Raw genomic sequence first — 12,830 nt, 5'->3', positions numbered from 1 at the left:
TGATTATCTAATCCGCTGTGCTCTGCGTGCTGCATCAATCATCGATGCGGCAATTTGTGTCTGGCTACTTTGAAAACTTGCAGCGTCATTTGTGGTAATGTTCATCACAATGCTTACGGCGCTACCAACATCTGGGTTTATCCGTCCTGATGTTTGCGGCACAAACAATTCTGGCCCGCGCTCCCCAACCAGATAAGGTTGCCCCGCAGCAACTGGCCCGCCAAACGCACGCGCACCGAATAAATCGGCGATGCCATTGGTCAAATCACCAAGCAAACCGCCAGTGCCTCTAGTCGGCAAAACATCGCCGATCTTTGTGATGCTATCAAGACGAGGGGTATCACCGCCAAACAGAATATCGCTGAGCGGATTGATAACAGCGGCTTTAATAGTAAAATCTTCCAGTGATTTGCGGATTTTATCAAACGCGTTTGAAAATGTGTCGCTGCCCTTAATCGCATCGCCTAACGATTTCGCAAAGCTATCCTTGATAACATCAGATGTTTTAGAAAATTCTTGTTTGAGTTTATCAAGTTTAGCGGTAAGTTCATCGGATGATTTTCCTGCGCGCTTAAAGCCATCGTCTGTCTTCTGCGTTGCTTCTTGTATTTCTTGTTGATTCGCGTCAAAGGTCATCGGATGCATATCTTTCTTCGTATGTGTTGCTGCCTCTTATTACTATCCATCAGCGGATGCATTGGTTCACGATTGCACAGCTATGGCGGCGAAGGTGAGCTACAGAATGGCAACACCGAAACGGATATTGAACTTAATCGCCGTCTTGTTGGCCTGACCCGCGACCAATTAATCACGCTTTACGGTCCGCCCAACCGTTCCATTTCACTGGATAACGGTTTCAAGCTTATGCAATACAACCGCAAAACGTCTTACCTCTTGGGCAAAAGCAAGCGTTCTCAATACAATTGCGAACTGCGTTTATGGATGCTCGATAAAAAAGTCCATCATGTGGATTACCGCGGTGATCAGCACGAATGTTTATTCTTCACGTCCACGGGCCGTCAAAACGTGACGCATGATTTGCGCTAACTTCGTGCATCGGGGTAATTCAATGTACGGTCAACCCCTGGCAAATGCGGAAAGCCGCCAAAATTTACCGCGTTGTTGAATATACTTTGGCAAGTTGCAAACCGTTTATCGCATCCATTATAAACCGAATAGCTGTTGCCGACCGTTATGGGATAGGGCATGGGCAGCCATAACGTGAATTGCTTTGCTATAAAACTTTTTACCTCCATCGAAAGGCCGGTATTTGCGCCCGATGTCCACGTCAGCAATCCATAGTTAAATATATTATTGGCTTCACTGCGCGTTGCATCGGTAAACTGTGACGCGTCAACGACGCTGCTCACGCTGCCCGTTACTGTAAAACTCGCCAAATTTATTTTACAACTTGTATCCCCAAATCCGTGACGGCATTCGGGCGAATAGGTTTTGCCAAATGGCCGTTGCAATAAATCAAGAAATCCACGTAATTCAGCCTGATATTTGCCGCCGATCAGCTTTACTTCACCAAGCCATCCACGGCGCAACTGCATCACGCCTTGGGTTAAATCCGCCCAATTGCACATATACACATCGATACGTGCATGATCATATAACCCTGCGCGCAAATCCGCGTCACTGATGCTTGCGCTGTCCAGCAAACCAATAATATCCAGATTATCTGTTGAAAGCGCAGCGCGATTCTGAATGGCGCTCGCCTGAAAGGCGCCATCGGCCTTATAGGTAACGCCACCGATCACTAAATCTTTATCCGTGGTTGTGAACCCCAATACCACATTATCTTTGCGTGTAATTTTAACCAGCGTTGCAAGTGTTGAAAGTTCTTTTGATAGATGCGTTTGCAATTCAGGTGAGACAGTCTTCATACCCGCACCTCCACCAACGGAATACTGGATGTATATTGCTGAAAGTCCTGCGCGCTTAAACGTAGCTGGTCGGTATCAAACCGCACAGGAACATCAAAGGTAAAGCCAGCGGTAATCGCGGCAGCAGCAATCGGCGCCGTCGCAAAGGTGACAATACCGGTTGCAGTATCCACGCTCCACCCGCTTAATGCCTGCACACCATTTACGCCAATGGTCACGCTGCCTGAAACAGGTTTTCGTATATCGCGTGCATGGGTAATACTGGCACTGATATAGTTTTTCTTGAGTTGAAATTGCGTAAGTGTGCCATTACCCGTGCCGATACTCTGATCATTAAATGCACTGGCGGAAAGGCCATCTGCTGCGCTTGTATAATCGCTCCAGTCCTTCACACGAAAACCCCGTGCACGACCCGCGCGCGCATGGAAGAATGTAATTAGCGTTGCAACATCGCTTGCATTACGTAAACCTGTTGATGCATCAAAATGTCTGCGCGCCTGGCTCCAGTTCTGGTTGCGACGTTCATACCCGCCATCAATCGTAACGATTTCGGTTGAAAAGGCTGGCCCGCCGGAACTGCCAAAACCTACGCGTAACGGAAACTGAACTTCATCAAAGGCCATTTTTTATCCTTAAAGGCAGCGACCGCTGGCCCGCGAGCTTATGCGAGCAAAGCCTTGCGGCGTTTGAGCTATTTTAAGTCGTTTAATATTTTTCTTAACTCGCGCACGTCAGCATGCGTCAAATCATTCGCGGGTTTCAGGCCATGAAATGTTTCATACCCATGCCACGCGTTTAATAAATCAAATGGCGTTGCTTGCCAAAACACGTCTGGTGCCCAGCCCATTACGCCACAGGCTGTACCCATCGCATTTTTTGTGAACTCATCCATAAGGACAGCGATTGCTGGCCCGCGAGCCAATGCGAGCGAAGCCATGCGGCGTTTGAGCTATTAACATTTTATTCCACAAGCGTGGGCTAGAAACTTCCCGCATGGTTCGATAATTTGCGTTAACCCCGTGCCAATAATCCTGTCTGGCAAATCAGCAGGCACGTCTTGCGCCGCACCTTTTAATCCTGCCTGCACAATGGCTACAAAATCACCGGCATGGGAAATTTTGCTATTATGGTAATCGCGGGCAATATCGATTATACCCCGTTTGAAATGCTCTTCCAGCAATGCAATCGCATGAAAACTGGGGCGCATGATGAATTCATATTCCAAAAGACTGATCAGCACATCGCCGCGCGCCGGATTATATTCACGCATCGCTACACCCGTCATATTACACCGTAGTAAATGTGAGCGCGCCAGCGGATTCAAAACTAAGCTGATAGGTTTGCTCGTTATTATAATCACCCGCTGCTTCAAACTGTACCAACTGGAATGGTCCTTCCAATACATCGCCGTTATCAAAGGTAATCCGGTAGCTATCTACGCTGCGGCTAATCGCCCTTGTGACAAGTGTTTGCGTTTGTGTTGAACCGCTCAGCAATCCCTTGGCTCCAACGGTTACGCTAACCACGCCAGCACCTGCCAATAATTCTCGGTATTGGTTGGTGCTGCTTTTATCGGTGACATCAACGGCCTTGCCTTGAATAGTAAAATTCGTCGATCGCATCGCAGCAATCACGGTTGCGCCAACTCCTGTGCCATCGGCAATCAGCAAGGTCCGTCCGGTTCGGGCGTTTTGGGTCATATTCTTCTCCTGGTTTTAATGCTGAACAATTATTCGGTAACGAAGGATGCCATGAAGCGTCAGGCCATCATTTTCCTGAAGCGTGCTGGCGGATTGAAACTGGCAAGATACATAATTTGCGCCGGTTATACTCAGTGCACTGTTATGCAACACATCATAAATGGTCTGGATGATTTGCTTGAGTTCCTTGCGCCCGCGGTAACGCGACCACACATGCAGAATGAGTGATTGCTCAAATCCGGTCTGGTCTTTTGTATCAAATTCTTTTATCAATACATCGCCAAGCGTCGCATATGGAAACAACGCAGCAGGTGGTATCACATCATATAATCGAACCGGATTACCCAGTAATGCTTGCAGTGCTGTGCTGGATGTCAGTGCACCATACACAGCTTCCTGCACTGCAAAAAGTGATGTGGTCATGTCGCGACGCCTTCTTCGGCAAGAATTTCCAATACGCGGTTGCGTTCCTGAATATTTTTGATGGAACGGATATTATAGATGCGGCTACCCAGCATAAGCCGCATCGCGGGTGTGATGGTTGCGTCATAACGCGTATGAATGCGATGTGTAACCGTGCCGCTTGGCTTGCCTGCAATCATTTGTTCATTGCCGCTAACAGGTTCAATCGATGCCCAAATGGTATTGATGGTGGTCCACGCCATGGCATTGCCGCCGCCAGTATCCGCAACCGGGTTTTCCTGCTGCACATATAAGCGCTGACGGTAAGTTCCGATTCCGAACATCTGAAATTCCCCTAGTAACGCAGACGCTGTACGCGGAATGGCTGGTAAAGCGCCTGAACAATATCCGGCAAAGCCTTCACCGAAAGTGCATCCCCATTTAAACGCAGCCCTTCGCCGCGATGTTCATAAAGCTGTGCAATGTGCGCGAGCATGCCTTGCTTCAATGCCTGCGGTACCGCGCTTGCCGCGCCATATCCCGCGGTAAAATCAACGCTAATTCCGTTGCTTGCGCGTTGTGGCACTGGCCATGATGCGTTATTGCGCAACGCCAACCGCCCTGGCTCGGCATTGCTATCTACAAAATATAGCGTGGGCGAAAAAACAACGCTGCTATCATCGTCGGCATATACATTTACGGCGCTAATGCTTTGCAATGGCGCGCGCGGCATGAGAATAAACCGCTTCACCGTTAGTTTCGATGCCGCGCCTTCGCGTGTTCCATCCCACCACGCCAAGCGGTCGCCTGGAAATGTATCAAGCCATAACCGCCATCCTTGCGTTATCAGTGCGCGGCCAGTGAACTCTTCGCATATCATCCGTGTTGCTGTAATCAAATTGGTTATCAATGCGTCATCATCACTAATGCTCACGCGCACATGCGCTTTAGCTTCCGAAAGACTTATCGGCTCGCTTGCTGGCGGCGTGGTTCGGACCAATGCTGTCATGAAAAACCTGCTTAAAAGAAAAAGGCAGGCTGCATCGCTGCAAACCTGCCCTTGAGTTAGTACTACGTTAGCTTGGGATTACTTATTATACGCTAATTAAACCGGACCTACCGCCGGATGGCTGCGTAGCACCACCGCATTTGCAGCAGCGCCTGTTGTTGCGCCCGAAACAGTCATCACCGCGCGGATGTAACGATACCCGCCCGTATAACCGATTTTCTGAATGGTGTTTGCACCCGCGCCGCTTGATACAGCAACAAATGTGCCGTTCATCGAATTACTGTCGCAGGTCACATAGGTAGAGTTATCGGTTGAATGTTGCAGTGAGGGTGTATGTGTTCCATCTGTCCATGCACCAAAATTGAACACCACCATTGCCGAATTAAAGCCCTGCAAATCAATGCCCGTGCCATTTGCTGTTGCGTTACGCACCGCAGGCGCAAGGCTTTGCGCAACGCTAATTCTGTTTTCAAGATCTTTTAAAGCCATGAGTTATCTCCTAATTTGAATAATAGTTATGTCAGCGACCGCTGGCATGCCCACTGATGCGGGCATGCCATGCAGCATTTGAGCTATTTTACGAAACGCTGAAGCGCAGGAATTTCAACGCATCAAAATTGGTAACATCGCCGCCAACACGCTTGGTGCAACGGAACTTAACAAATGGTGCGGAGGTAAATGGATCACGCAAAATACGCATGCCAATACGGTCAACAATGGTGTAGGCTTCAGCAAAGTTACCAAATGCCAGTGACAAGCTGCTCGCAGCCACGGCTGGCATGTCTTCCCCAAGATAAACCGGGAAGCCCAGCAAGGTTGCCGGTGTGCCGATTTGCAAGCTTGGCTGCCACAAATAGCTGTCATTGGTTGTGCCCTTCATCTTACGGATGAGTTCGGATACCGCGCGCGGCATCAGCCATGATGCGTTTGGCAAATACCCTGCCTTTAATTTATGCATCAGGCTGATAATCGCATCAGCTGGGGCGGTTGAAGCAAATGCGGCCGCTGCGCCAGATGGAAAATATTCAAACGTACCCCATGGGCGGGTTGCATCGGCAGTTGCCGCAACCGAATAACTGGTGAAACCGCGTGGTTGAGCCACACCATCACCGGTGACAAAAGCTGCGTTTTCACGGCGTGCAAAGCGTGCCGCAATTTTTCCGATAATCCACTCTTCAACATTCACATTTGCATCATCGAGCAGTTTTTGCGTTGCTTTTGGCTGCGCATGTAATTCATGCACCGAAATGCGGATACGGCCAAATTGACCGGGTTCTGAATCAACGCGGCTATCCAGCTCGCTGACCCAAAATGCTTCGCTGTCATCCGTATCACGCAGCATTTCAACGGCATCCGATGATACGGTCATCACGGTTGCCAATTGGCGCATTGGGGTTGTATCAAACTGGCGCGTGATAATTCGGTCTGACATTTCCGAAGGAACCAGATAACCACCATCAGGGTCTGAAATGACACTCATCGCCTTGGCTTCAAGACCGGATAGATCCTGCTCCGCGCCCTTCGTGACATAACGCAAAAATGCGCGCTTGTGTTCGGATGGTTCTTGAACCATCTCGCCCGCTTTACCGGGGCGTTTGAATGCGGTTTTAAATGCCGCAACCGTATCTTGCAGTTTGGTTACATCGCTATTGATGCGATCAACTTTTTCTTCCAATACCACATCGCCGCGCTTGCGTTCCAGCGATGCCAGTCGTTCATCATTTGCTTCTTTAAAGGCTTCAAACGCATGAGCAAGCTCACCCGTTGCCGCCTTGATTTCCATCAAGTCAGTCATCCATGTCTCCATTAGTTTTGGTTTAGTTTTTTAAAGCGTTGGCCGTGTTTCGTAAGCGCATAACGATGGCCTGAAACTCGTTATGGTTTAATTGGTTATCCGTATGTTCTTTCACGGTATGCACGCGCGCCAATGAATTGGCGGGGAATGTAACCAGCGATATTTCATAAAGTTCTACTTCCGTCAGTGTGCGGATTTTTGTTTTACTATCCTTCACGCTTTTAATCGCCGAATAGCCGATGGAAAGCCCGCTCACCGCACCAATTTTTAAAAGTTCATAGGCTTCTGCCCCGTGCTGCGTTTTAACCGCCAGCTTTCCTTCAACGCGAAGGCCGCGGGCATCTTCATTCACGCTTGTCCACACGCCGATGGGTTCACCGGTATCATGCATCCACAGCATGGCAGGGTTGCTTTTGCTTTGTTTGTATCTGGAAAGACTGCGCGTAAACGCACCCTTTGCCACAACATCACTTTGCGCATCAACCTCACCAAAGACCGATGCGTAACCCGCGATAAATCCTTCACTGCCCAGTTCTTTTACTTCAAACAGCGCAGTCATATATTTTGTTTTCATGCTTCATCCACATTCACAGTATGGTTAATTTTCAAAATTCTTGTGCCATGAAAGTATAACCGCACACATTTTTCGATATAATCGGCACATGTCACAGATCATCGAACATGAGCCGCAACAACATAAATACAAAAGCCGCATCGCACGCTTTTGGGCATCGCGGACGTATGCATTTCGCGCAACCGCTTATGGTTTAATCGGCGGAGTTGCAGTATTGGGATGCGCTGCACTTGAAACCTGTCTTCCATCATCTGGTGCGATTGCATTCAGCAAATTCATTACTCCGGTGATTACCGCATCTCCTTTTGCAGCCACTGTTCTCGATGCCGTTGATCAATACCGTCAAATGTCAAAGATACCAGGTATCCCTAAACTCGATGCAGCACGGATCGCCGCAGAAGCAGGCCTGAAGGTTGGCCTGATGAATACAACCACCGCATGGTTGATGATTTTAACGCCGCTTATGATCCAACAGAATCACTTGGCGAACTCGGACTACCCATCTGTACGTAATTTTGTCGATTTTGCGTTGATCGGTACTGTTTATGTCATTTCTCCAGTTATGTCCTGGATGATGCGCACCGATTCAAAAGATATGCTCCGCCGCAAATTCGGCATCAGCACCTTAGTGATCGATGATCTGCACCCAACATCAACTGAACCTCGTGATGTAACACCTCACAAACCTGCACCCGCTGACACACCGCGCATTACCGATGCAAAATTAAAACCATTCGTGATCGATTAAATCATTCTGGCGGATAACCAACGGCTTGGCGTTTTTCATTGCGCGAAAGGAAATCAGCTTTGCCGATTTTATCCCACACCATGTCACGCCGCGCGGCGAGCGCCGGGATTTCGTCTGCATCGATTTCAAGTCGCAACGTGTCATCGAACATGGGCGTGAGCCAACGGTTCAACTCACCTCTGAATTGCTGCACCAATGGCAAAACGGTTTCTTCATATAAAGCTAATCGAGCTTCTGCCATGTTGGCATAGGTTTGCGATTCCGAAATGCTGATCAACTGGTCGGGCACACCAAATGCCAATGCAATATCTTGTGCGGCACGTTTACGCCCTGCCAGCCAATCCATATCCTTTGGCGTTAATCCCATTTCCTTCCAATCCAGCCCACCCTCCAGAATAAGCGGGCGTCCGGCGTTGCGCGGTGTTTGATAATGTTCTTCCAGCTCTTCTTTCAACCGCCGGAATTGCTCATCACTTAATTGCGTTGGGCCATCCTTGGGTGAATAAATCAACGCGCCCGATGGTCGCGCTGCTTGGTTCAGTAACGCTTGGTTCCATGCGCTAGCGGCATTATGCTGGTCAATTGCAGTCATCGCAGCTTCCAATGGCGCCATGCCATACCAGTCATCCAATGGATGAAACGCCTTCCAATGCAAAATATTGCTCGCGCCCGTGAACGGATCTGCGGCCCAGCGCACCGTGCGCCCGCTAACCTGATATTCATACCCAAGCGGCAAACCGCTTTCGCCCGGTATCACACGCATACGGTCTGGGCGCAGCACATATAGCTCAACTGGCGCGCTGCCCTCATTCGGACGTATCGCTTCGATATACACATTCCCCGAAATCTGGTAATAGCTGAACACGCTTTCTAAAAACTGCGCGGTACCTTGCAAAGGGTTTGGATGTTTCAGCAGCTCTTTAAGCGGATGATCTTCCAATTCCTGATGGTCCGTATCATAAAGCAGCCACGGTATGCTGGCGGATGCTCTGGCAACTTCGGAAATACAGCGCCATGCGACCACATTCTTGCGATAGCCTTCTTCGGCCAATGCATCATAGCGGCGCGGAGTCCAGCGCGGTTTGCCAACATGCGAATATGCAACCACCGGCCCTGATGCGGATGTTTTTTGTGCGGCAACGCTGCGCATTTTTGGCTTACGCGTTAGAAAAGCTGGCCATTCCATCGTTAGTCCTCTCATTTAAAAACTGATATTGCGAACACGTGGCGCATGATGCGTTCCCTGCATCAATTCGCTCATCGCCCAGACCATCGCATCGACACGGTCGGGCGAACCATCCTTCAACCCTTGGCCAGTGAATTTGCACATCTGGTCTTCAAGCGCCTTGTGCATACCCACATGGTGCACAATTCCGCGCTCATACAATGCCGCAACTGGAAAGGCGCGTGCGGCCTTTGCCTTGGTTGCACGCACGGCTTTAAATGCGACATAGGGGTCGGCAAGGCGCAACATCCGTTCAATCAAATCGCCGCCCTCGTTCACTTCGCCAATAATCAAATCTGCGCCCAATTCATCGCGCAGCGCAATTGCACGCCGCGCCCAGCCATCGGGTGTCATCTGCCCAGATACATCGGCCAGCACATAAAATTTTCCATCATTACTTCTGGCAGCTGCCACTACACCTGTTTCATCGCTGGTGCTGTGGCTGGTTACGGCCGGGTCAATTGCTATAACGATCCGCTCCAGATTATCGGGTGGGTGCGCTACACGCGCCGCATCTAGCGCAGCATGCGACCACAGCGCACCTTCCATATCTTCTACAATTTCAGCATCCAGCTCTTGGCGTCCTATGCGCGTGCCGCCATAGCGTTCGCGTAAATCCGCCAATACATGCGGCGCCAAATTCCCGGCATTTTCTTCACTTCGTCCGCGCGTTAAAATCAAATCCTTGCCCACGCGTTTCACCAAATCCTTGATGATGCTGATGGGCTTTGGCGTGGTCGTGATCACCAGTTGCGGATGTTTTCCCAAACGCAGCCCCATCATCAATTGGTCAAACGCCTGCGGACTTTTCCACGCCGCCAGTTCATCAGCCCACGCGCGGTGAAATTGTGGCCCGCGCAACCGTTCCGGTTCATCAGCAGAAAATAATTTAAACCTGCTACCGTTTTTTAAAACCAGTTCACTCAGCGAGCGGTTCCAGCTCGCAATAGATTCACCAGGCAACGCGCTTAATAATCCGCTTGGGCCTTCCACACAGGTGTCGCGCGCATCGCTGGTGGTTGGCGCGACAATCGCAATACGCGCGCCATCATTCCATAGCGCAAAATACGCCGCATCCTGGGCACCGGTGAGCGTTTTTCCCCAACCTCGCCCCGCCAGAACCAGCCATATGCGCCAATCACCTTGCGGGGTTATCTGTTCCGGGCGCGCTGCCAGCAACCACTTCGCCCGCGCCATCCAGCTTTTGCGTTTTGATTCGGGCCAATTCATCCAATACTGATTTAGCAAGAGCGATTGCGGCATCCACATCATCAGCAGTTGGAAGATTATGTTCAGGGTGCGCGGTCATTATTGGCGCAGATTTTTTTTGTTCGAGTAACATCTTGGCAGCTGCCATTTGCACTTTGGGATCATCATTATCTTTCATAATCGCGATGATGGTCATGAGCGCCTCACTGCTAATGTCGGTGGAGCGAAGATCGCAGTTAAGACTCGTTTGCAACTCGTGTGCTGCGCAAAGCTGTGTCTTTCCTGCACGCAACTTCGCCAGCCGTTCCTGCCATGTAGGAAGCTGTTCATCATGCATATTTATTAGGTTTTATAGGATTCTGTCGTTGGGCGCACCACGCCGTGTCATAGTCAATACAGCAAATGCGGGCATTAGCGCAAATCTATTCCCTTTTTGAAATAATTTTTGTAAAAACATGCCAATTACCATAAGCTTATGCGACACTTTAGCGCATGTGACGCATCCCGTTTTTTGTTACCGTTAGATATGAACACGCCGTTTATTTCCCCTTATGAAAAACACTTTGTGAATTCCCTTTCGGGAATCAAGGCGGAAGGCCGTTATCGTATTTTTACGCCCATTGCCCGCCAACGCGGGGCATTCCCCAAAGCCGAATTACGCTTGCCCGACGGCCGCACCAAAAATGTTACCGTGTGGTGTGGCAATGATTATCTGGGCATGGGTCAAAATGAAGTTGTACTAAAGGCGATGCACGACGCGCTGGATGGATTTGGCAGCGGCAGCGGCGGCACGCGCAACATTTCAGGAAACATGCCTGTCCACGCCGAACTGGAAGCAGAGCTTGCCGATTTACATCAGCAGCAAGCAGCGCTTGTTTTCAATTCCGGATATCTTGCAAACGCCACTACCCTTGCAACGCTGGCAAAAATTTTGCCGAATGCCATTTTCTTTTCCGATGCAAAGAATCATGCATCGATGATTGAAGGCATTCGTCATACACGCTGTGAAAAACACATTTTTGAACATAATAACCCCGAACATCTGCGCAGCTTACTGGCTGCCGCACCGGCTGATAGCTGCAAAATCGTGGTGTTTGAATCCGTTTATTCGATGGATGCGACCTTTGCGCCATTAAAAGCCATTCTGGATGTTGCCCAGGAATTTGGCGCATTCACCTATCTTGATGAAGTGCATGCGGTTGGTCTTTACGGCGAGCGCGGCGCAGGCATTGCCGAGCGCGACAATGTGTTAAACCGTATCAGCCTTATTCAGGGCACCTTGGGTAAAGCGTTTGGATTAATTGGCGGGTACATCACGGGCAATCGCACCATTATTGATGCTATTCGTTCGATTGCGCCGGGCTTTATTTTTACGACATCCATTCCGCCGGTGGTTGCCGCAGGCGCGGTTGCATCGGTGCGTTACGTAAAAAACCATCCCGAATTGCGCATCCAACATCAAAAAATTGTTGGAGCAACCAAGGAGGCTTTGCTGGCAGCAAACCTGCCGTTACTGGAAGAGCCAAGCCATATCCTGCCTATCCATATTGGTGATGCGCGCAAAGCCAAGGCACTAAGCGATGTTTTGCTTAATGATTACGGCATCTACGTACAGCCTATTAATTACCCCACTGTGCCACGCGGCAATGAACGCTTCCGCGTAACACCAACCCCGTTGCATACGGCATCGCACATCGCCGAACTGGTTTCAGCACTATCCGAAGTGCTGCATCATAAAATGGAAGATGCCGCCGAATAACTACCTAACCAGTCCGTAGTATTTCGCCAGTTGCAGCAATCCATCCCTTAAATGGTTCAATTGCGCTACGCGCGGCGCATACCCCAGACATGCGACATGAATAACCACATCACGCATCGGCACAGATATCATGCGCAACGCATTACGCCAACGCTGATAAGCCGCTTCTTCTATTTCATTGCGCAACAGGCGTGCTTCCGCATCGGCTTTTGCGCCCCGCATGCTTGTGTACGAAGCCGTGACTCGCGCTTCTATCCCCGATCCATGATAATCGCGCAGCAACTTTAATCCCGCATCATGCGCCTGCGCATCCAGCAGGTTTCGGTTTAGCAAATGATCCAGAATATGCGGTTCACAAACGCGTATCGCAAAGATGCCAGCAGCATCTGTATATTCCAGCGTATGATCCGAATGCTGCCAGCGTTCCGGCGTGCCATAATCGGATGTTGTGCGTTGTTTAAATCGCTTATCGCGCGATACAGGGGAACGACGATTTTTTTTAGCCATGCTGCATCCTTGG

19 protein-coding genes are annotated in these 12,830 nt (G+C 49.8%); 3 read left to right on the top strand and 16 right to left on the bottom strand.

All coding sequences use genetic code 11. The features are described 5' to 3' along the window. Positions 1–3 precede the first annotated feature (3 nt). Positions 4–636: a hypothetical protein gene (locus SFW65_06115; protein ID MDX1922684.1), complete on the bottom strand. Its 633-nt coding sequence runs from the start codon at positions 634–636 to the stop codon at positions 4–6. 3 nt (positions 637–639) lie between these two features. On the opposite strand from SFW65_06115, the gene SFW65_06110 reads away from it, so the two are divergent. Beyond that, positions 640–1,047 (top strand): hypothetical protein, encoded by a 408-nt coding sequence (locus SFW65_06110; GenBank protein MDX1922683.1) that lies wholly within the window; start codon positions 640–642, stop codon positions 1,045–1,047. Here the strand turns inward: SFW65_06110 and SFW65_06105 are convergent. The 11 genes from SFW65_06105 to SFW65_06055 form a co-directional block, all read right to left on the bottom strand. Further along, the gene (locus SFW65_06105) at positions 1,044–1,889 is read right to left on the bottom strand and encodes a DUF2163 domain-containing protein (GenBank protein ID MDX1922682.1); all 846 of its coding nucleotides are present in this window, start codon (positions 1,887–1,889) and stop codon (positions 1,044–1,046) included. The genes SFW65_06110 and SFW65_06105 overlap by 4 nt on opposite strands. Beyond that, the gene (locus tag SFW65_06100; protein ID MDX1922681.1) at positions 1,886–2,512 is read right to left on the bottom strand and encodes a DUF2460 domain-containing protein; all 627 of its coding nucleotides are present in this window, start codon (positions 2,510–2,512) and stop codon (positions 1,886–1,888) included. The genes SFW65_06105 and SFW65_06100 overlap by 4 nt, the downstream gene beginning before the upstream one ends. Positions 2,513–2,580: 68 nt before the next feature. Further along, positions 2,581–2,826 carry a phage tail assembly chaperone gene (locus tag SFW65_06095; GenBank protein MDX1922680.1) on the bottom strand — a complete coding sequence of 82 codons (246 nt, stop codon included), beginning with the start codon at positions 2,824–2,826 and terminating at the stop codon, positions 2,581–2,583. Between the two features lie 15 nt (positions 2,827–2,841). Next, a complete protein-coding gene (locus SFW65_06090) occupies positions 2,842–3,174 on the bottom strand; it encodes a hypothetical protein (GenBank protein MDX1922679.1) in 333 nt (110 codons plus the stop codon). Between the two features lies 1 nt (position 3,175). Next, entirely contained in the window at positions 3,176–3,589 is a 414-nt protein-coding gene (locus SFW65_06085; GenBank protein MDX1922678.1) for a phage tail tube protein, read from the bottom strand. 15 nt (positions 3,590–3,604) lie between these two features. Continuing rightward, a complete protein-coding gene (locus SFW65_06080) occupies positions 3,605–4,012 on the bottom strand; it encodes a DUF3168 domain-containing protein (GenBank protein ID MDX1922677.1) in 408 nt (135 codons plus the stop codon). Beyond that, on the bottom strand, positions 4,009–4,335 hold the full coding sequence (locus SFW65_06075; GenBank protein ID MDX1922676.1) for a phage head closure protein: 327 nt from the start codon (positions 4,333–4,335) through the stop codon (positions 4,009–4,011). The genes SFW65_06080 and SFW65_06075 overlap by 4 nt, the downstream gene beginning before the upstream one ends. A gap of 11 nt (positions 4,336–4,346) precedes the next feature. Further along, positions 4,347–5,000 (bottom strand): phage head-tail connector protein, encoded by a 654-nt coding sequence (locus tag SFW65_06070; protein ID MDX1922675.1) that lies wholly within the window; start codon positions 4,998–5,000, stop codon positions 4,347–4,349. 96 nt (positions 5,001–5,096) lie between these two features. Further along, positions 5,097–5,489, bottom strand: coding sequence for a hypothetical protein (locus SFW65_06065; protein MDX1922674.1), 393 nt, complete (start codon positions 5,487–5,489; stop codon positions 5,097–5,099). 88 nt (positions 5,490–5,577) lie between these two features. Then, on the bottom strand, positions 5,578–6,795 hold the full coding sequence (locus tag SFW65_06060) for a phage major capsid protein (protein ID MDX1922673.1): 1,218 nt from the start codon (positions 6,793–6,795) through the stop codon (positions 5,578–5,580). 22 nt (positions 6,796–6,817) lie between these two features. Then, positions 6,818–7,369 (bottom strand): HK97 family phage prohead protease, encoded by a 552-nt coding sequence (locus SFW65_06055; protein MDX1922672.1) that lies wholly within the window; start codon positions 7,367–7,369, stop codon positions 6,818–6,820. 88 nt (positions 7,370–7,457) lie between these two features. On the opposite strand from SFW65_06055, the gene SFW65_06050 reads away from it, so the two are divergent. Further along, entirely contained in the window at positions 7,458–8,117 is a 660-nt protein-coding gene (locus SFW65_06050; GenBank protein ID MDX1922671.1) for a hypothetical protein, read from the top strand. A gap of 1 nt (position 8,118) precedes the next feature. Here the strand turns inward: SFW65_06050 and SFW65_06045 are convergent, their stop codons facing one another. From SFW65_06045 to SFW65_06035, 3 genes are read right to left on the bottom strand one after another with little or no spacing between them, the layout of a single operon-like run. After that, positions 8,119–9,303, bottom strand: coding sequence for a phage portal protein (locus tag SFW65_06045; protein ID MDX1922670.1), 1,185 nt, complete (start codon positions 9,301–9,303; stop codon positions 8,119–8,121). Positions 9,304–9,318: 15 nt separating this feature from the next. Next, positions 9,319–10,572 carry a terminase family protein gene (locus SFW65_06040; GenBank protein MDX1922669.1) on the bottom strand — a complete coding sequence of 418 codons (1,254 nt, stop codon included), beginning with the start codon at positions 10,570–10,572 and terminating at the stop codon, positions 9,319–9,321. Then, positions 10,481–10,888 (bottom strand): hypothetical protein, encoded by a 408-nt coding sequence (locus SFW65_06035; GenBank protein ID MDX1922668.1) that lies wholly within the window; start codon positions 10,886–10,888, stop codon positions 10,481–10,483. The genes SFW65_06040 and SFW65_06035 overlap by 92 nt, the downstream gene beginning before the upstream one ends. 189 nt (positions 10,889–11,077) lie before the next feature. Here SFW65_06035 and hemA point away from each other — a divergent pair, with 189 nt between their 5' ends. After that, on the top strand, positions 11,078–12,310 hold the full coding sequence (gene hemA / locus SFW65_06030) for a 5-aminolevulinate synthase (protein MDX1922667.1): 1,233 nt from the start codon (positions 11,078–11,080) through the stop codon (positions 12,308–12,310). Here hemA and SFW65_06025 read toward each other — a convergent pair whose 3' ends face one another. Further along, positions 12,311–12,817 (bottom strand): hypothetical protein, encoded by a 507-nt coding sequence (locus SFW65_06025; GenBank protein ID MDX1922666.1) that lies wholly within the window; start codon positions 12,815–12,817, stop codon positions 12,311–12,313. It lies immediately after the preceding gene. Positions 12,818–12,830 lie beyond the last annotated feature (13 nt).

Source organism: Alphaproteobacteria bacterium, from assembly GCA_033762625.1.
GTDB lineage: Bacteria > Pseudomonadota > Alphaproteobacteria > UBA9219 > RGZA01 > RGZA01.
The sequence above is the reverse complement of the archived record's forward strand: the minus strand, read 5'-3'. Positions and strand labels throughout refer to the sequence as shown.